The 17,726-nt window shown below is 63.6% G+C and carries 16 protein-coding genes and 3 pseudogenes; 17 read left to right on the top strand and 2 right to left on the bottom strand.

Annotation, left to right across the window (positions count from 1 at the left end; all coding sequences use genetic code 11):
• The first annotated feature begins 3 nt into the window (after positions 1-3).
• The 10 genes from gspF (at position 4) to BVER_RS06520 (ending at position 7,584) form a co-directional block, all read left to right on the top strand.
• Positions 4-1,221, top strand: a complete 1,218-nt coding sequence (gspF, locus tag BVER_RS06565; protein ID WP_050452597.1) for a type II secretion system inner membrane protein GspF — start codon at positions 4-6, stop codon at positions 1,219-1,221.
• Positions 1,221-1,637: a hypothetical protein gene (locus BVER_RS06560; protein ID WP_050452596.1), complete on the top strand. Its 417-nt coding sequence runs from the start codon at positions 1,221-1,223 to the stop codon at positions 1,635-1,637. Before gspF ends, BVER_RS06560 begins: the two co-directional genes overlap by 1 nt.
• Before the next feature lie 152 nt (positions 1,638-1,789).
• On the top strand, positions 1,790-2,263 hold the full coding sequence (gspG, locus tag BVER_RS06555; protein WP_050452595.1) for a type II secretion system major pseudopilin GspG: 474 nt from the start codon (positions 1,790-1,792) through the stop codon (positions 2,261-2,263).
• A gap of 24 nt (positions 2,264-2,287) precedes the next feature.
• Positions 2,288-2,773: a GspH/FimT family pseudopilin gene (locus tag BVER_RS06550; RefSeq protein WP_050452594.1), complete on the top strand. Its 486-nt coding sequence runs from the start codon at positions 2,288-2,290 to the stop codon at positions 2,771-2,773.
• Positions 2,773-3,159 carry a type II secretion system minor pseudopilin GspI gene (gspI, locus tag BVER_RS06545; RefSeq protein WP_050452593.1) on the top strand — a complete coding sequence of 129 codons (387 nt, stop codon included), beginning with the start codon at positions 2,773-2,775 and terminating at the stop codon, positions 3,157-3,159. Before BVER_RS06550 ends, gspI begins: the two co-directional genes overlap by 1 nt.
• Complete coding sequence (locus BVER_RS06540) at positions 3,137-3,826, top strand: prepilin-type N-terminal cleavage/methylation domain-containing protein (RefSeq protein WP_083452070.1); 690 nt, start codon at positions 3,137-3,139, stop codon at positions 3,824-3,826. Before gspI ends, BVER_RS06540 begins: the two co-directional genes overlap by 23 nt.
• A 2-nt stretch (positions 3,827-3,828) precedes the next feature.
• Positions 3,829-4,938 (top strand): type II secretion system minor pseudopilin GspK, encoded by a 1,110-nt coding sequence (gene gspK, locus BVER_RS06535; RefSeq protein ID WP_050452592.1) that lies wholly within the window; start codon positions 3,829-3,831, stop codon positions 4,936-4,938.
• A 38-nt stretch (positions 4,939-4,976) separates the two neighbouring features.
• On the top strand, positions 4,977-6,308 hold the full coding sequence (gene gspL / locus BVER_RS06530) for a type II secretion system protein GspL (protein ID WP_050452591.1): 1,332 nt from the start codon (positions 4,977-4,979) through the stop codon (positions 6,306-6,308).
• The gene (locus tag BVER_RS06525; protein WP_050452612.1) at positions 6,305-6,808 is read left to right on the top strand and encodes a type II secretion system protein M; all 504 of its coding nucleotides are present in this window, start codon (positions 6,305-6,307) and stop codon (positions 6,806-6,808) included. The genes gspL and BVER_RS06525 overlap by 4 nt, the downstream gene beginning before the upstream one ends.
• Positions 6,805-7,584, top strand: a complete 780-nt coding sequence (locus tag BVER_RS06520; protein WP_050452590.1) for a type II secretion system protein N — start codon at positions 6,805-6,807, stop codon at positions 7,582-7,584. The genes BVER_RS06525 and BVER_RS06520 overlap by 4 nt, the downstream gene beginning before the upstream one ends.
• 13 nt (positions 7,585-7,597) lie before the next feature.
• Here BVER_RS06520 and BVER_RS06515 read toward each other — a convergent pair whose 3' ends face one another.
• Both BVER_RS06515 and BVER_RS06510 read right to left on the bottom strand, forming a co-directional pair.
• The gene (locus tag BVER_RS06515; RefSeq protein ID WP_050452589.1) at positions 7,598-9,136 is read right to left on the bottom strand and encodes an efflux transporter outer membrane subunit; all 1,539 of its coding nucleotides are present in this window, start codon (positions 9,134-9,136) and stop codon (positions 7,598-7,600) included.
• A gap of 211 nt (positions 9,137-9,347) precedes the next feature.
• Positions 9,348-9,635 carry a hypothetical protein gene (locus BVER_RS06510; protein WP_050452588.1) on the bottom strand — a complete coding sequence of 96 codons (288 nt, stop codon included), beginning with the start codon at positions 9,633-9,635 and terminating at the stop codon, positions 9,348-9,350.
• Positions 9,636-9,770: 135 nt separating this feature from the next.
• Between BVER_RS06510 and BVER_RS06505 the strand changes: the two genes are divergently transcribed.
• The 7 genes and pseudogenes from BVER_RS06505 to BVER_RS06475 all read left to right on the top strand — a co-directional run bounded on the left by BVER_RS06505 (position 9,771) and on the right by BVER_RS06475 (position 17,569).
• The gene (locus tag BVER_RS06505) at positions 9,771-10,550 is read left to right on the top strand and encodes an ABC transporter ATP-binding protein (protein WP_050452611.1); all 780 of its coding nucleotides are present in this window, start codon (positions 9,771-9,773) and stop codon (positions 10,548-10,550) included.
• Positions 10,547-11,308, top strand: coding sequence for an ABC transporter ATP-binding protein (locus BVER_RS06500; RefSeq protein ID WP_050452587.1), 762 nt, complete (start codon positions 10,547-10,549; stop codon positions 11,306-11,308). The genes BVER_RS06505 and BVER_RS06500 overlap by 4 nt, the downstream gene beginning before the upstream one ends.
• 80 nt (positions 11,309-11,388) lie before the next feature.
• Positions 11,389-12,606: pseudogene (locus BVER_RS06495) on the top strand (ABC transporter substrate-binding protein).
• A 68-nt stretch (positions 12,607-12,674) separates the two neighbouring features.
• Positions 12,675-13,559: a branched-chain amino acid ABC transporter permease gene (locus BVER_RS06490; RefSeq protein ID WP_050452586.1), complete on the top strand. Its 885-nt coding sequence runs from the start codon at positions 12,675-12,677 to the stop codon at positions 13,557-13,559.
• Positions 13,559-14,531, top strand: a pseudogene (locus BVER_RS06485) (branched-chain amino acid ABC transporter permease). The gene BVER_RS06490 and the pseudogene BVER_RS06485 overlap by 1 nt, the downstream one beginning before the upstream one ends.
• Before the next feature lie 495 nt (positions 14,532-15,026).
• Positions 15,027-16,199 (top strand): annotated as a pseudogene (locus tag BVER_RS06480) (ABC transporter substrate-binding protein).
• Positions 16,200-16,411: 212 nt separating this feature from the next.
• On the top strand, positions 16,412-17,569 hold the full coding sequence (locus BVER_RS06475) for an ABC transporter substrate-binding protein (RefSeq protein WP_050452585.1): 1,158 nt from the start codon (positions 16,412-16,414) through the stop codon (positions 17,567-17,569).
• Positions 17,570-17,726: the final 157 nt, after the last annotated feature.

Here is a 17,726-nt window from a genome sequence, read left to right as displayed (position 1 = left end):
GGTATGCCGGCTTTCCGTTTCGAAGCGATCGATACCGCGGGCAAGACGCAAAAAGGCGTGCTCGATGCCGACAGCGCCCGCGCCGCGCGCAGCCAACTGCGCACGCAAGGTCTGACGCCGCTGATCGTCGAGGCGGCGGCATCGCGTACGCGCGGGGAGCGTCAGCAACGGTTGTCGCTGGGGCGGCGTCTGTCGCAGCGCGAGCAGGCCATTCTGACGCGTCAGCTCGCGTCGCTTTTGATCGCCGGTCTGCCGCTCGGCGAGACTTTGCAGGTGCTGACCGAGCAGTCGGAGCGCGATTACATCCGCGAACTGATGGCCGCGATCCGCGCCGAAGTGCTCGGCGGCCATTCGTTCGCCAACGCGCTCGCGCAGCATCCGAAGGATTTTCCCGAGATTTATCGCGCGCTGGTCGCGGCGGGCGAGCACACCGGCAAGCTCGGTCTCGTGCTGTCGCGGCTCGCGGACTATATCGAGCAGCGCAACGCGCTCAAGCAGAAGATCATTCTCGCGTTTACTTATCCGGGCATCGTGACGCTGATCGCGTTCGGCATCGTCACGTTCCTGCTGAGTTACGTGGTGCCGCAGGTCGTCAATGTCTTCGCCAGCACTAAACAGGCGCTGCCCGTCCTCACCGTGATGATGATGGCGTTGTCCGCTTTCGTCCGCAGTTACTGGTGGGCCGTGCTGCTCGGCGTGATCGTGTTCGCCTGGATGATCAAGAGCATTCTGTCGCGGCCCGGACCGCGCATGGCGTTCGATCGCTGGCTGCTGACCGCGCCGCTGGTCGGCAAGCTGGTGCGCGGCTACAACACCGTGCGTTTCGCCAGCACGCTCGCGATTCTGACGGCCGCCGGCGTGCCGATCTTGCGCGCGTTGCAGGCGGCGGGCGAGACGCTGTCGAACACCGCGATGCGCAATAACGTTGACGATGCCATCGTGCGGGTGCGCGAAGGTTCGTCGCTGTCGCGCGCGCTCGGCAACACCAAGACGTTTCCACGCGTGCTGGTGCACCTGATCCGCTCCGGCGAAGCGACCGGCGACGTCACCACGATGCTCGACCGCGCCTCCGAAGGCGAAGCGCGCGAACTCGAACGCCGCACGATGTTCCTCACGAGCCTGCTCGAACCGCTGCTGATTCTCGCGATGGGCGGCATCGTGCTGGTGATCGTGCTCGCGTTGATGCTGCCGATCATCGAACTGAATAACCTGGTGCAGTAATGAACGCCCTGCAAACCCGTCTTGTGACGCTCGCCGCCCTCGCGCTTTTCTGCGTGACGGTGACGTATTGGGTCGTCACGCTGACCTCGCGTCAGATCGCGCCGCTGCCGGCCGCCGCCGCGACGCGCACGCCATCGACCGAACAGGCGGCGGCGATCTTCGGCGGCCAGTTGCAGCAGAATGCCAATCAGGACGTGCATCTGTTCGGCATCCTCGCGTTGCAGCACGGCGCGGCGGCGATCGTCAGCTACGGCGGCGAGCTGGCCAAGGCGGTGGCGCTCGACAGTTCGCTCGCGGAAGGGCTGAAGCTGTCGGAAGTGCGCGCGAAATCGATCGTCATCCAGCGCAAGGGCGGCGCGAAGTCGGAGATTTTCCTGCCGCAAGTGCCGCCGGGACCGACGATCTACGTGCGTTGACGCGCGGCAAGCCAATTCGAGAGGGCGCGTGACGCGTATGAAAGCGCGTCGTTAGAATGGCTGGTTCCGGATCGGCGCCAGCGTCGTCGGACACGTTTGTTCAACATCGGGCGAGGGCCCGAAAAACAATATCCATTGAAGAGGTAGTAGTCATGCAACTGTTGACCCAACGCCGCATGCGGGCAGCACAGGCAGCACACACGCAAAGCCGCCTTCAGCGCGGTTTCACGCTGATCGAAATCATGGTCGTGATCGCGATTCTCGGCATTCTCGCCGCGCTGATCGTGCCGAAGATCATGAGCCGTCCGGACGAGGCGCGCCGCGTCGCGGCGAAGCAGGACATCGGCACCATCATGCAGGCGATGAAGCTCTACCGTCTGGACAACGGCCGTTATCCGACGCAGGAACAGGGCCTCCAGTCGCTGATACAGAAGCCGACCACCGAGCCGGTGCCGAACAACTGGAAGGACGGCGGGTATCTCGAGCGTCTGCCGGCCGATCCGTGGGGCGGCCAGTATCAGTATCTGAATCCGGGCGTGCACGGCGAAATCGACGTGTTCAGCTACGGCGCGGATCAAAAAGCCGGCGGCGAAGGCAACGATGCCGACGTCGGCTCGTGGCAATAGCCGCGCATCCGACAGGCGTTTGACGTGAACAGGCACGGCAGGCATCGGACGGCGCGGCGCAATGCGGGCTTTACGCTGCTCGAAATGCTCGTCGTGCTGGTGATCGCGGGCTTGCTCGTGTCGCTTGCCTCGCTGCAACTGACGCGCAATCCGCGCACCGATCTGAACGAGGAAGCGCAGCGGCTCGCGCTGCTGTTCGAATCGGCGGGCGACGAGGCGCAGGTGCGCGCGCGGCCTATCGCGTGGCAGCCGTTGCAGGGCGGTTTTCGTTTCGATGTCCGCACCGAGGACGGCTGGCGGCCGCTGCGCGAAGACGATCTCCTGCGCGCGCGCCACTGGGAAGGCGGCGTGACCGGCGTCACGATCAACTATCTCGATTCGGACAAATCGGCGGATCGGCTGGTGTTCGGCACCGAAGCCATCGATACCCCGATGGAAATCACGCTCGTCTCGGCCGTCGGCCGCGTGACCATCGTCGGCAGCGGCAACGGCCGTTTCGAGGTGCGGTGATGTGTCGTCGGCATGCGCAGAAAGGTTTCACGATGATCGAAGTGCTGGTCGCGCTGGCGATCATCGCGGTGGCGCTGGCGGCGTCGCTGCGCGCGGTCGGCGCGATGGCGGCGGGCGAGCAGGATCTGCATCGGCTGCTGCTGGCGGGTTGGAGCGCGGACAACGAACTTGCACAGATACGGCTCGCGCGCGTATTTCCGGACATCGGCTCGAAGAGCTTCGACTGTTCGCAGGGCAATCTGAAACTGATCTGCACGCAGCGCGTGAGCCGCACGCCGAATCCGCTGTTCAGGCGCGTCGAGATTCTGGTGACGACGCCGGGCGGCAGAGGCAATCTGGCGCAGATGGTCACGGTGGTGGGGAATGAAACGAACCGTTCCCTCTGAGCTCGCCGGGTCGCGACGCGGCGGCCGCAAGCAGCGCGGCTTCACGCTGCTGGAAATGCTCATCGCCATCGCGATTCTCGCGGTGATCGCGGTGCTGTCGTGGCGCGGGCTCGATTCCGTGATGCGCGGCCGCGCCACCATCACGGCGGCGATGGAAGACGAACGCGTGGTCGCGCAGTTGTTCGACCAGATGCGCATCGACGCGCGTCAGGCTGTCACCGACGACGAAGCCGGGCAACCGGCCGTGTCGGTGGCGAACGGGCAGTTGCAGATCGTGCGCGGGCTGTTCGCGCCGGATGTCGCGCCGCGTCTGCAAGTGGTGCGCTATCGGCTGTCGGACGGGCGAGTGGTGCGCTACGCGTCGCCGCCGCTGTCGAATATCGGCGAAGTGCGGCGCGCGCTCGGCTCGGGCGATATGGACGGCTGGAACGCCATCGAGTTGATGGGCGGCGTCGGCTCGCTCGTGGCGCGCGTCTATATCCCGCAGAAAGGCTGGACGACGAGGATGAACGACGTGGTCTCGCAGATCAACGAAAACGACAACAACCTGAAGGTGCCGCAACTCGGCAACGCGCCGCTGCCGCGCGCGGTGTCGGGCATTCAGGTGGCGATCGGCGCGAAGAATCTCGCGACGCCGATCACGCGCGTGTTTCTGGTCGGAGAGTGACGATGCGCGCATCCCGTCCCGGCAAGCAACGCGGCGTGGCGATCATCAGCGCGCTGCTGGTGGTCGCGATGTCGGCGATTCTGGTGTCGGGCATGTTGTGGCGTCAGCAGGTTCAGGTGCGACGCATCGAGAATCAGCGGCTGCTCGCGCAGGCGCAGTGGATTTCGCGCAGCGCGCTCGACTGGACGCGGCTAATTCTGCGCTCCGAGGCGGATTCGTCGCCGACGGTTACGTATCTCGGCGGCGTCTGGGACGTGCCGATCGCCAAGACGCGGCTGTCGGATTTTCTCGGGCAGATCGGCGAAGTGCGCGCGCAGGAAGATCAGTCGACCTATCTGTCCGGCTCGATCGAAGATGCACAGGCCAAGTTCAACCTGCGCAATCTGGTGTCGACGCCGACGCCCGGCGTGCTGACCATCAACGTCGCGCAGATTCAGGCGTTCCAGCGGCTGCTCGCGGAACTCGGGCTGAACGGGTCGCTGGCGAAAACCGTGGCCTTGCAGATGCGCGCCGGTCTCGCGCGATCGGCCACGCGTTTTCAGACGCAGCAGAGCAGCACGACGGCCAGCACGGAAAATTCCGCGCAGGCGACCATTCAGGCGCTGGCACAGGGCGGCGCGGCGGGCGGCGGCAATTTCTCCGACGATCCTGGTCTGAAAGACGCCGACAGCAACGCGCCGGTCGCGCCATTGCAGATGATCGGCGTCAATTCGCTGCTCGACGTGAACGGTTTCACGCCCGAAACCGTCGCGAAGCTCAGGCCTTTCGTCACCATTCTGCCGACGACCAGCGCCATCAACATGAACACCGCGTCCGCCGAAGTGATCGCGGCCGTGGTGCCGGGGATAAACCTGGCGCAGGCGCAGGCGTTCGTCGCGCGCCGGGCGACGGTGTTTTTCCACGACGTCGGCAACGTCCAGCTCGCGCTGAACGGCGCGGGCGTCAAGACGGCCACGTCCGTCGATCCCGACGAAATGGACGTGACGACCAAGTATTTCTTCGTGCATGGCAATGTCGAGCACGAACGCGCGCAATTGCAGCGCACCACGCTCGTGTACCGCGATCCGAATACGCATACGACACGCATCGTCTATTCGCGCGACGCGAACTGACGGCGATGCACTGACATACTGACAAAAGGAAGTGGCCCTTGAGCACACTGATCGTTCTTCTCCCGCCGCGCGATCCGGCGGTGCGCTCGGAAGAGTGGCAACTGCCGGACTTGCCGTTCCTGCTGCTCGACAAGCGCGGCGAGCCGCAGCGTTCCGGCCGCGCCGCGCTCGGCCTGCTGCCGCGCGCGAACGCGACGGTGCTGATCGTCGGGGCGCGCGACACGCTGCTGCTGCCCGCCGCCGTGCCGCCGCTCAAAGGACCGCGTCTGCGTCAGGCGCTGCCGAACGTCGTCGAAGATCAGCTGATTCAGGATCCGCAGACGTGTCACATCGCAGTCGACCCGGTCGCGCTGCCGGACGGCCGCCGCGTGGTCGCGGTGATCGATCGCGGGTGGTTCCGCTTCGTGCGCGAGGCGTTCGGCGCGGCGGGACATCGCAATGTGAAGGCTGTGCCGGCGATGCGCTGCCTGCCCGTGCCCGCCGTCGTCGAAGTACCGGAAGTAGAAGAGGGCAAGGACGCGCCGGCCGCACCGCCGACGCCGTTTATCGCGGGCCTGCTCGGACATGTCGTATCGACCGCGCCGGCGCTGATCGGCGAAATGACGACGCCCGAGCATATGCCGCCCGCGCTGATGGAAGTGGCCATCGCGCGGGGCGAACGCGCGGCGCTCGGCGAAGGGCTGGCGCTGCCGGAAGAATCCGTCGCGGCGACGCTGGCCGCGCTCGCGGGCGATCATCCCGCCGTGCTGTACACGCTCGTCGATCTGCCCGGCGATGAACCGCGTCTCGCGTCCGCGCAACATGTGCCGGGCGCGCAGCCGCTGGCGTTCGAGGTGCTCGCGCGCCATGCGGTCACGAGCCGCTTCGATCTGTGCCAGTTCGAATTCGCCGCGCAGCCGTGGCGACTGGATCGCTCGACGATGCGTCGTCTGCGCGTGCCGATCGCGCTGGTGGCGGCGTCGATCATCGTGTCGATCATCGGCGTGAACGTGCAGTGGCTGCAGCTTTCGCGTCAGCGCGATGCCATCAGCGCGCAAATGACCGAGCTGCTGCTCAACGCCTTCCCGAAGACCACGGTCGTGCTCGACGCGCCCGATCAGATGACGCGCAATCTCGACCGCCTGCGCACGGCGTCGGGCGAGCTGTCGCCATCGGACTTTCTGTCGCTGGCGGATGGACTCGCGCGCTCGCTCGGGCCGGTGCCGGTGAACGGCATCGCCGGGCTGGATTATCGCGATCGCCATCTCGAAGTGACCTTCAAGCCGGAAACGAAAGTGGATCCCGATCTGCAAAAACGTCTCTCGGCGAATGGCCTGAACGGCGCCATCGATACCAACACCGGCAAATGGACGATCAGGAGCGGCCAATGAAAGCGCAAATCGCACAAACGCTCTCGGAGTTCTGGGAAGCGCGCACGCCGTGCGAAAAAACCATGCTGATGTGGGGCGGTCTCGCGCTCCCGCTGGTGCTGGTTTATCTGGTGTTGTGGGCGCCTGCTTACGAAGGCCGCGACCGCCTGCGCACCAGCCTGCCCGCAATGCAGCGGCAACTCGCGACGATGACCGCGCAGGCCAACGAAGCGCGCACGCTCGCCGGCAACGCCGACAGCGTGACGCCGACCGGCGGCGCATTGCGCGACGCGCTGTCGAAATCGCTCGCCGATAGCGGCATGCAGCCCGCGCAGATTCAGGTGATCGGCGCGGCCGTGCAGTTCCAGTTGAAGAACGCATCGTTCCCGAACTGGACGCTGTGGCTCGACGACGCCCGCAAGCAGTTCAAGGTGCAGGTCAACGAGGCGCATATCACCGCGCTCAAGCCGGACGGTCAGGTGGATCTGACTGCATCGGTGCAACCGGCTACCGTCAAATGAGTTACTGGACGCGCCGTCTGAGAATGACGCTGCCCGCGATTTTCGTCGCGTTCGTCTCCGCCTTTCTCACCTTGCTCGTGATGATGCCCGCCGCGTGGATCACGCCGCAGTTTACGCGCGCGACCGCCGGGCACGTGAATCTGGTCGATCCGGCTGGTTCGCTGTGGCACGGCTCGGCCACGCTGATGCTCGCCGCCAGCACCGACGCGGGCGGCGCGACGCTGCTGCCGGGCCGCATCGAATGGACGACCGCGTTCTGGCCGCTGTTTACTGGCCGCGTGCATATGACGATGCGTCAGAGCGACGCCATGCCGGACGCCGTCACCGTCGATGCCACCACCCGCGGCGCAACAATGTCGGCGGGGCAGATCGGCGTGCCCGCGACCTTGCTCGCCGGTCTGGGCGCGCCGTTCAATACGCTGAATTTCGAAGGCGACGTGAAGCTCTCGTGGACCGATTTCCGCGTGCTCGGCCGCAATGCCTACGGCCAGTTGATCGTCACGCTCGACGACATGGCATCGCGCGTGTCGCGCGTGCGGCCGCTCGGGTCGTATCGGGTGGCGTTGCAGGCGCAGGGCGCGAACGCGACCATCGATCTGTCGACCGCGAAGGGTCCGCTGATGCTCACCGGCAACGGCGCGATCGCGCAGGGTTCGACGACGTTTCAGGGCACCGCGACCTCCGCGCCCGATCAGCGGGAAAATCTCGCGGGCCTGCTGAACCTGCTGGGACGCCACACCGACGAAAACACCGTCGAACTGACCTTCGCGCGATAAACGGTGGGCGCGCTCAACCGCCCGCGTTGTCCTTCGACACGGCGACCGGCGCGGCGATCGCGCCGGTTTCCTGATCCATCTGCGCGAGATCCCAGCCGCCGCCGAGCGCCTTCACCAGTCCGACCGACGACACCATCCGCTGTCCCGCGATATTCGCGAGCTTCTGCTCCGCCGTGAAGGCCGTGGTCTGCGCGGTCAGCACGCTGATATACGCGACCGTTCCCGCCTTGTACTGATTGTTGATGATCGCCAGCGCCTGCTGCGCCGACGCGACCGCATGCTCCTGCACGACGATTTCCTTCTCGAGAATCCGCAGCGACGCGAGGTTGTCCTCCAAGTCCTGAAACCCCGTCAGCACCGTTTGACGATAGGTCGCGACGTTCTGATCGTAAGCGGCGCGGGCGGCATCGGTGCGCGCGGCGCGCAGACCGCCGTCGAAGATCGTCGCGGCGAGACTCGGCCCGAGCGTCCAGAAACGCGACGGCGCGCGCAACAGTTGCGAGAAGATCGAGCTTTCGAAACCGCCTTGCGCCGAGATGGTCAGCGTCGGGAAGAAGGCGGCGATTTCCACGCCGATCTGCTCGTTTGCTGCCGCCGCCTTGCGCTCCGCCGACGCGATATCCGGCCGTCGCTCCAGAATGGCCGACGGCAATTGCGCGGGCACGGTGGGCGGCGTGGCATCGAGCGGAATGGGCGGGATCGAGAATGTCGACGCTGCTTCCCCGACCAGCACCGCGATGGCGTGCTCGTACTGCGCGCGCGCCACGCCGTTATCGATCGCCGATGCCTGCGCGGACTGCAATTGCGTCTGCGCCTGAATCACGTCCGAGCGCGCGACGATGCCCTGCGCGTACTGATTCTGCGTGAGCTTGAGCGACTGCTGATACGCCTGCACGGTGTCGTCGAGCAGCTTCTGCTGCGCGTCGAGCGCGCGCATCTGGAAGTAGGTTTGCGCGAGCGTGGCCTGCGCGGACAAACGCGCGTTGGCGAGATCCGCCGCGGCGCTTTGCTGCCCGGCTTTCTGTTCGGCCACCTGACGACGCACGTTGCCCCAGAGGTCGGGCTCCCAACTGGCATCGAGCGACAGGCTGTACTGATTGTTGATCGAACCCTGCTGACCGAAACTCGAACTGCTGGTCGAGCGATTGCCCGCGCCGGTTCCCGATCGCGTCGCCGACGCCGATGCGCCGACCGTCGGAAAATACGCCGCGCGCGCTTCGCCGACCAGCGCGCGCGCCTGCCGATATGCCGCCGCATATTGCGCGATGGTCTGATTCGACTGATTGAGCTGATTTTCGAGATCGTTCAGACGCGCGTCGCCGTAGATCGACCACCAGTTGCCGCGATCGGCCTGATCGGCGGGCTGCGCGACCTTCCAGCCTTCGGGCGCTTCGTTATAGGTGGCTGGGATCGGCGTGGCCGGACGCTGATAATCCGGCCCGACCGCGCAACCCGCGACGAGCGCGGTCAGCGCGAATGCGCTCAGACGCCACGCGAACGAAGACGCGGCGCGAGCATGAAGCGAACGGGAAGCGGCGAAGCGATACGGCATCTGCGAGTCGAAGTCCTGTCGGCGCCGCACCGTTCGATGCGAGCGAACGCGGCAGACCGAAATGGTAACGGAACTGGGAGAACGCGCGACGCCGAAAAGCGCCGCGTGTCAGGCAGACGTTAGCGTAACGGCTTCGTCGTAAGGCGGGTGTTACGCGGTGAAGGGAATCGGTTACGGCCCGTTACGCTTCTGTCGCCGCGTCAGTGTCCGCTTATGCGCCGGACGCACCGCCGCCAGGGCACGAGCAAGGCGTCGGCAGCAATGGATGCGAGGACGGCTGCGCCGATTTCGCCACATCGGACGCGCGCCGCCGATGCCGATTCTCGGACCAGCTCATCGCCAACACGACGAACGAGCGGCCCGGCAGCAGGAACACGATCACGTACAACGCGAGTTTCCACGCGCTCAGCTTCTGCGGAACGAAGTGGCGGGATGCGTTGGCGATGGTGCTGCTGACTTGGCCGACACGTCGGCGAGCGGTTCGGGCGATGCGGGTCATGGTTGGGTCTCTCGGAGTGTCGTGGCGACGCGGCGGGCGGTTCAGAACATTGTCTCGGTCGGGCGCGCGCGGAGAAAACAAATAAGGCGCCAAGCGAACGCGTTGCTCAGCGCCTCTTTTTGCATGGAAGGGGACATGATTCTCGGCGACACCATTCTGGAAACGCGAGGACTGACAAAGGAATTCAAAGGCTTCACGGCCGTGAATGACGTGAATCTGCGCGTGCGCCGCGGATCGATCCACGCGTTGATCGGTCCGAACGGCGCGGGCAAGACCACGTGCTTCAATCTGCTCACCAAGTTCCTCGTTCCCACCGCGGGTCAGATCGTTTTCAACGGCGTCGATATCACGCGCGAAAGCCCGGCGCATATCGCGCGGCGCGGCGTCATCCGGTCGTTTCAGATTTCGGCGGTGTTTCCGCATATGACCGTGCTGCAGAACGTGCGGATCGGATTGCAGCGGCAACTCGGCACATCGTTCCAGTTCTGGCGCAGCGAGAAATCGCTCGATCAACTGAACGATCGCGCGATGGATCTGTTTACGCAAGTCGGCCTTACCGATTTCGCCGATACCAAAACGGTCGAACTTGCCTACGGACGCAAGCGCGCGCTTGAAATCGCCACCACGCTCGCGATGGAACCCGAACTCATGCTGCTCGACGAACCCACGCAAGGCATGGGTCACGAGGACGTCGATCGCGTCACCGCGTTGATCAAGAAAGTATCGGCGGGCCGCACGATCCTGATGGTCGAGCACAACATGAACGTCATCGCGGGCATTTCGGACACCATCACCGTGCTTCAGCGCGGCGAGGTGCTCGCGGAAGGCAGCTACGCGGAAGTGTCGAAGAATCCGCTGGTGATGGAAGCCTATATGGGCAGCGCCGACGCGGCGCTTACCGGAGCGCACGCATGAGTACGACCGTGGAAGAACGCCGCTCGCTCGATGCGAACGGCGCGGGGAACGGCGCGCCCGCGCTTGAGATCGCGGGTTTGCAGGCGTGGTACGGCGAATCGCACATTCTTCATGGCGTCGATCTGAAAGTGAATCGCGGCGAAGTGGTCACGCTGCTCGGCCGCAACGGCGCGGGCCGCACGACGACGCTGCGCGCCATCATGGGTTTGACGGGACGTCGCACGGGATCGATCCGCGTCGACGGGCGCGAAACGATCGGCCTGGCGACGCACAAGATCGCGCATTACGGCATCGGCTATTGCCCGGAGGAGCGCGGCATCTTTTCGAGCCTGTCGTGCGAGGAAAATCTGCTGCTGCCGCCGCTGATCGGCAATCCGAAAGAAGCGATGTCGCTCGACGAGATCTACACGATGTTCCCGAACCTGAAGGAACGCCGTGGCTCGCAAGGCACGCGTCTGTCGGGCGGCGAACAGCAGATGCTGGCCGTCGCGCGCATTCTGCGCACCGGCGCGAATCTGTTGCTGCTCGATGAAATTTCGGAAGGTTTGGCGCCGGTCATCGTGCAGACGCTGGCGCGCATGATCCTCATGCTCAAGCAGCGCGGCTATACGGTCGTGATGGTCGAGCAGAATTTCCGCTTCGCCGCGCCGCTCGCGGACCGTTTCTATGTGATGGAGCACGGCAATATCGTCGAGCATTTCGGCGCGACCGAACTGGACGCGAAGATGCCCGTGCTGCACGAATTGCTCGGGGTGTAATCGATCGACATTTTTAATTAGCTGCACCGGAAGGGCATCACCAGTAATACCGCATCAAATCAAAACTCATGGAGACTGGAATGAAAAAGAAGACCCTCGCGCGCCTCTCGACTCTGTGCTTTGCGGCTGCGGCGGCGAGTGTGGCGTTCAGCACGAGCGCTGTCGCGGCCGATGGCAACACGGTGAAGATCGGCTTTATCACGGACTTTTCCGGCCTGTGCGCCGATATCGACGGACAAGGCGGCCTCGAAGCGATCCGCATGGCGATCGCGGATTTCGGCGGCAAGGTGAACGGCAAGCAGATCGAACTCGTCTATGCCGATCACCAGAACAAGGCGGATATCGCGGCATCGCGCGCGCGTGAGTGGATCGACCGCGACGGCGTGAACGCAATCATCGGCGGCACGAATTCGGCCACGGCCTTGTCGACCAATCAGGTCGCGGGCGAGAAGAAGATTCCGTACATCAATATCGGCGCGGGCGCGGACAACCTGACCAACGAGCAATGCACGCCGTACACCGTGCACTACGCCTACGACACGATGGCGCTCGCCAAAGGCACCGGTTCCGCGGTGACGAAGTAGGGCGGCAAGACGTGGTACTTCCTGACCGCCGACTACGCGTTCGGCAAGGCGCTGGAAAAGAACACGTCGGATGTGGTGAAGGCGAACGGCGGCCAAGTGCTGGGCGCGGTGTGGCATCCGCTGTCGGCGTCGAATTTCTCGTCGTTCCTGTTGCAGGCGCAGGCATCGAAGGCGCAAGTGCTCGGCCTCGCGAACGCGGGCGGCGACACGGTCAACTCGATCAAGGCCGCGAAGGAATTCGGCATCACCAAGTCGATGAAGATCGCAGCGCTGCTGATCTTCCTGTCCGATATCCACTCGCTCGGTCTGGAAACGACGCAAGGTCTGGTCGCCACGGATAGCTGGTACTGGAACAAGGACGACAAGACGCGCGCGTGGGCCAAGCGCTACTTCGACAAGATGAAGAAGATGCCGGGTAGCCTGCAAGCGGCGGATTATTTGGCCACGACGACCTACCTGAAAGCCGTGCAGGCCGCCGGCACGACCGACAGCGACAAGGTCATGGCCGAGCTGAAGAAGATGAAGATCGACGACTTCTACGCGAAGGGCTACGTGCGTCAGGACGGCGCGATGATCCACGACATGTATCTGATGGAAGTGAAGAAGCCGTCGGAATCGAAGGAACCGTGGGACTACTACACGATCAAGGCGACGATTCCCGGCGATCAGGCGTTCGGCACGAAGGCGGAATCGCGTTGCGCGGCGTGGAAGTAACAGCTTGAGCCCAGCCGGCGCGCGTTAGTGCGCGCGCCGGCATCCAAACGTCTTTCTTGGCAGGTTCAATGGAAATATTCGGCATCCCGCTCGCCGCGATGATGAGCCAGCTCTTGCTCGGGCTCGTGAACGGCTCGTTCTACGCGATCCTGAGTCTCGGGCTCGCGGTGATCTTCGGCTTGCTCAACGTCATCAACTTCGCGCACGGCGCGCTCTTCATGCTGGGCGCGATGCTCGCGTGGATGGGGGCATCGTACTTCGGCGTGCCGTATTGGCCGATGCTGATCATCGCGCCGCTTATCGTCGGCGTGTTCGGCATGCTGATCGAACGTTCGATGCTGCGCTGGCTCTACAAGCTCGATCACCTGTACGGTCTGCTGCTGACGTTCGGCCTGACGCTGGTCGTCGAAGGCGTGTTTCGCTCGATCTACGGCTCGTCCGGTCAGCCGTACGACGTGCCGTCCGTGCTGCAAGGCGCGACGAATCTCGGCTTTATGTTCCTGCCGAACTATCGCGCGTGGGTGGTGGTCGCGTCGCTGATCGTGTGTTTCGCGACGTGGTTCGTGATCGAGAAGATGCGCGTCGGCGCGTATCTGCGCGCGGGCACGGAGAATCCGAAGCTCGTCGAGGCATTCGGCATCAACGTGCCCCTGATGATCACACTGACTTACGGCTTCGGGGTCGCGCTGGCGGCGTTCGCGGGCGTGCTGGCCGCGCCGGTCATTCAGGTCTCGCCGCTGATGGGCCAGTCGATGATCATCACCGTGTTCGCGGTGGTCGTGATCGGCGGCATGGGTTCGATCATGGGTTCGATCCTGACCGGTTTGCTGCTCGGCGTGATCAAAGGTTTCACGCGCGTGTTCTATCCGGAAGCGTCCGCGACGGTCGTGTTCGTCATCATGGCGCTCGTGCTGATGGTGCGTCCCGCCGGTCTCTTCGGCAAGGAAAAATGATGCAGAGAAAAGCGCTCTACGTTCTGCTGCTGATCGGCCTGATCGCCGTGCCTTTCGCGGGCGTGTATCCCGTGTTCATGATGAAGGTGCTGTGTTTCGCGCTGTTCGCGGCGGCGTTCAATCTGCTGATCGGCTTTACCGGTTTGCTGTCGTTCGGCCACGCGATGTTCCTGGCGACGGCGGGTTACGTCACCGGCTATGCCATTCAGACGATGATGTTTACGCCCGAACTCGGCGTGATCGCGGGCACGCTCGCCGCGACGCTGCTGGGCATCGTGGTCGGCCTGCTGGCGATTCGCCGCCATGGCATCTACTTCGCGATGGTCACGCTCGCGCTCGCGCAGATGGTCACTTCGTCTTTCTGCAGGCGCCGTTCACGCATGGCGAAGACGGTCTGCAAGGCGTGACGCGCGGCAAGCTGTTCGGCATGATCGATCTGAACAGCGATATCGCGCTGTATTACATCGTGCTCGTCGTGATGCTGCTGGCGTTCGCGCTGATCGTGCGGATCGTGCATTCGCCGTTCGGCCAGGTGCTGGTCGCGATCAAGGAGAACGAACCGCGCGCGGTGTCGCTCGGCTACGACACGGCGCGCTACAAGCTGCTGGCGTTCGTGCTGTCGGCGGGACTGGCGGGGGTTTGGCCGGCGCGATGAAAACCGTCGTGCTCGGCTTCGAAACGCTCGGCGACGCCTACTGGACCATGTCCGGCCTCGTCGTGCTGATGACGCTGGTCGGCGGCATGAGCACGATGTTCGGGCCGCTGCTCGGCGCGTTCATCATCGTGCTGCTGGAAGACAGGCTCGGCGATATCGGCGGCGGCATCGCGAAAGTGACGGGTATCGGCTGGTTCAATTCGCTCGGCGAATCGGTGACGATCGCGACGGGCGTGATTTTTATTGCGTGCGTGCTGGCGTTCCGGCGGGGCATCGTCGGGGAAATCGTCGCGCGGGTCCGGCCGCTTCAGGGTTAATGCGAAGTTATCGCGGATAGTTGGATATCCAGATTAATTCATGCACAGTTAACGGCCAGAAAGCCGCCCATTTGAGGTGCTTTTATGCACCACTAGGGTAAATGCTAGGTTGTAGCAAAACGGTACACCCCGTAATTTCTGTTTTAATTCTGTTGCACCCAGATTTTTGAGGTGGAGAACGAGGAGACATGAGGCACGAAGTGCCCAGACAAAAAGCGCTGTTGGACTCATCCAACAGCGCTTTTTTATTTGCCTCGACGGATTGACCGTCGCTTGCCTGAATATCGCTAAACGCTTGAAGCAACGGCGTTTTATGCATGCCACAAAATTCCTCAAATCGCTTGCTGGGCGCGGCTTTCGTCCGCTAAACTGCATTTCCGCCTCATTTGCCGACCCATCGGTCGGTTAATTGCGGCGAATGAATTCAAAAGCATCGCTCAGTCGAATCCGGCGCACGATTTCTCACGCAGCAGTCGATTTACGGGGTTTAAATCAATGAAGTGGGCTTTACGGGGTAAGGCGGTCGCAATGGCCGTCGCGGGATTATCCGCGGTATTCAGCACGCAGGTTTGGGCGGATGTGAAAATCGGCATGACGGTATCCGCCACGGGACCGGTGGCATCGCTGGGCATTTCGGGGAAGAACACCATCGCGTTGCTGCCCAAGGAAGTCGCGGGGCAGAAGATCCAGTACATCGTGCTCGACGATGCCACCGATTCCACGCAAGCCGTGAAGAACGCGCGCAAGCTCACCAGCGAAGATCACGTCGATGCGCTGGTCGGCCCGACCGTCGACCGTCGTCCCCAATTCGCTCGCCATGATCGACATCGCCGCCGAAACCCACACGCCGATGATCTCGATGGCCGCCGCCGCGAGCATCGTCGAGCCGATGGACAGCAAGCGCGCGTGGGTCTTCAAGACGCCGCAGAACGACATCCTGATGGCGACGGCGATCGCGCAGCACATGTCGAATCATGGCGTGAAGACGATGGCGTTCATCGGCTTCTCGGATGCGTACGGCGAAAGCTGGTTCAAGGAATTCACCAAGGCGGCCGATCTCGCGAAGATCAAGGTCGTCGCGAACGAGCGCTTCGCGCGTAACGACGCATCGGTGACGGGCCAGGTGCTCAAGATGATGTCGCAGAACCCGGACGCGGTGCTGATCGCGGGCGCGGGCACGCCGGCGGCGCTGCCGCAAAAGACGCTGAAGGAGCGCGGCTACAAGGGCAAGTGTATCAGACGCACGGCGTCGCCAATAACGACTTCCTGCGCGTTTGCGGCAAGGATTGCGAAGGCACGTTCCTGCCCGCCGGTCCGCTGCTCGTCGCCGATCAACTGCCGGACAGCAATCCGGTGAAGCAGGCCGCGCTGACCTATAAGAAGGCCTACGAAGGCGCGAACGGCGCGGGTTCGATCTCGACCTTCGGCGGTTACGCGTGGGACGCGGGCCTCATCCTGCAACGCGCGATTCCCGTCGCGCTGAAGAAGGGCCAGCCCGGCACCGACGCCTTCCGCGACGCGCTGCGCGCCGCCATCGAAGACACGAAGAATCTGCCGGCATCGCACGGCATTTTCAACATGAGCGCGAACGATCACTCCGGCCTCGATCAGCGGGCGCGGGTGATGGTCGAAATCGTCGGCGGCAAGTGGAAGCTCTCGGGCAACTGAGGCGGCGACGATGAAATGAGTCACGAAAAAGGCGCGTTGAAGATAACGCGCTTTTTTTCTGGGCGTCGCAAACGTGCGCGCGGACCGAAAGCTGTTGGTCAGGGAAAACCACTCTAGCCACTTGATAACACTAAAAATAGATTGAGTCGGCTGGCAATAACCGTCCAGTCGGTCGAATCGAAAAAACAACTCGCAGCGCGTTTGGAGACGCAATGAAAATGAAGAATCGTTGGATCGTGGCGGGCGTCGCGCTTGCGCTGTTGGGCGCGAACGCGGCGTATGCACAGGTGAAGATCGGCGTGACGCTGTCGGCGACCGGGCCGGCGGCATCGCTCGGGATTCCCGAGAAAAATACCGTCACGCTGCTGCCGAAGGAAATCGGCGGCAAGTCGGTGCAGTACATCGTGCTCGACGATGGTTCCGACACGAGTCGCGCCGTACAGAACACACGCAAGCTGATCGACGAAGATCACGTCGATGCGATTATCGGCTCGACGTTCACGCCGAACTCGCTGGCGATGATCGATCCGGCATCGTCGGCGAAGACGCCGATGATCTCGATGGCCGCGTCCGCCGCGATCATCGCGCCGATGGACGCCAAGCGCGCGTGGGTCTTCAAGACGCCGCAAAACGACGCGCTGATGGCCGACGCCATCGCGAGTTATATGGAGAAGCACGGCGTGAAGACGGTCGGCTTTATCGGCTTCGCGGATGCGTACGGCGACGGCTGGTACAACGTCTTCAACGCGGCCGCGACGGCGCACAAGCTGAAGATCGTCACGAACGAGCGCTATAACCGCACGGACACGTCCGTCACGGGGCAGGTGCTGAAGACGATGGGCGCGAATCCGGATGCGGTGCTGATCGCGGGCGCGGGCACGCCGTCGGCGCTGCCGGCGAAGGCGCTGAAGGAGCGCGGCTACAAAGGCAAGGTCTATCAGACGCACGGTGTCGCCAACAACAACTTCCTGCGCGTGTGCGGCAAGGATTGCGAGGGCGAGATTCTGCCCGCCGGTCCGGTGCTCGTGACCGAGCAGTTGCCGGACAGCAATCCGGTAAAAAAATCATCGGTGGCTTATAAAGACGCTTATGAAAAAGCCTACGGCGCAGGCACACTGTCGACCTTCGGCGGTCATGCATGGGATGCCGGTCAGATGCTTCAGCGCGCCATTCCCGAGGCGCTGAAGAGGGGCCAACTGGGCACGCCCGAGTTTCGCGATGCACTGCGTGCGGCGCTCGAGAATCTGAAGGATCTGGCGGTCGCGCACGGCATCATGAACACGACGGCGAACGATCACAACGGCTTCGACGATCGCGCGCGCGTGATGGTGCAGATCGTCGATGGCAAGTGGAAGTTGCTGAACGACTGACAGCAGGGACGCGCTCGATCGCGCGTTCCTGTTTGTGCGCCGAGCATGCGCAACAGCTTGGGGGTGCAAGTTCCCTGTCCAGCCTGATGGGGCGAAGGCCTAGTGAAACGCAAGGGCGTCGTTGTGAGGCGGGGTCTGAAGGAAGCGTGTAGCAAAG

The sequence above is a fragment of the Candidatus Burkholderia verschuerenii genome, from assembly GCF_001189365.1.
Classification (GTDB): Bacteria; Pseudomonadota; Gammaproteobacteria; order Burkholderiales; family Burkholderiaceae; genus Caballeronia; species Caballeronia verschuerenii.
The sequence above is the reverse complement of the archived record's forward strand: the minus strand, read 5'-3'. Positions and strand labels throughout refer to the sequence as shown.

Coding starts and splice junctions, on each gene's coding strand:
- gspF (WP_050452597.1), top strand. CDS start 4: ATGCCGGCTTTCCGTTTCGAAGCGATCGATACCGCGGGCAAGACGCAA.
- BVER_RS06560 (WP_050452596.1), top strand. CDS start 1,221: ATGAACGCCCTGCAAACCCGTCTTGTGACGCTCGCCGCCCTCGCGCTT.
- gspG (WP_050452595.1), top strand. CDS start 1,790: ATGCAACTGTTGACCCAACGCCGCATGCGGGCAGCACAGGCAGCACAC.
- gspI (WP_050452593.1), top strand. CDS start 2,773: ATGTGTCGTCGGCATGCGCAGAAAGGTTTCACGATGATCGAAGTGCTG.
- BVER_RS06540 (WP_083452070.1), top strand. CDS start 3,137: ATGAAACGAACCGTTCCCTCTGAGCTCGCCGGGTCGCGACGCGGCGGC.
- gspK (WP_050452592.1), top strand. CDS start 3,829: ATGCGCGCATCCCGTCCCGGCAAGCAACGCGGCGTGGCGATCATCAGC.
- BVER_RS06525 (WP_050452612.1), top strand. CDS start 6,305: ATGAAAGCGCAAATCGCACAAACGCTCTCGGAGTTCTGGGAAGCGCGC.
- BVER_RS06520 (WP_050452590.1), top strand. CDS start 6,805: ATGAGTTACTGGACGCGCCGTCTGAGAATGACGCTGCCCGCGATTTTC.
- BVER_RS06515 (WP_050452589.1), bottom strand. CDS start 9,136: ATGCCGTATCGCTTCGCCGCTTCCCGTTCGCTTCATGCTCGCGCCGCG.
- BVER_RS06510 (WP_050452588.1), bottom strand. CDS start 9,635: ATGACCCGCATCGCCCGAACCGCTCGCCGACGTGTCGGCCAAGTCAGC.
- BVER_RS06505 (WP_050452611.1), top strand. CDS start 9,771: ATGATTCTCGGCGACACCATTCTGGAAACGCGAGGACTGACAAAGGAA.
- BVER_RS06500 (WP_050452587.1), top strand. CDS start 10,547: ATGAGTACGACCGTGGAAGAACGCCGCTCGCTCGATGCGAACGGCGCG.
- BVER_RS06490 (WP_050452586.1), top strand. CDS start 12,675: ATGGAAATATTCGGCATCCCGCTCGCCGCGATGATGAGCCAGCTCTTG.
- BVER_RS06475 (WP_050452585.1), top strand. CDS start 16,412: ATGAAAATGAAGAATCGTTGGATCGTGGCGGGCGTCGCGCTTGCGCTG.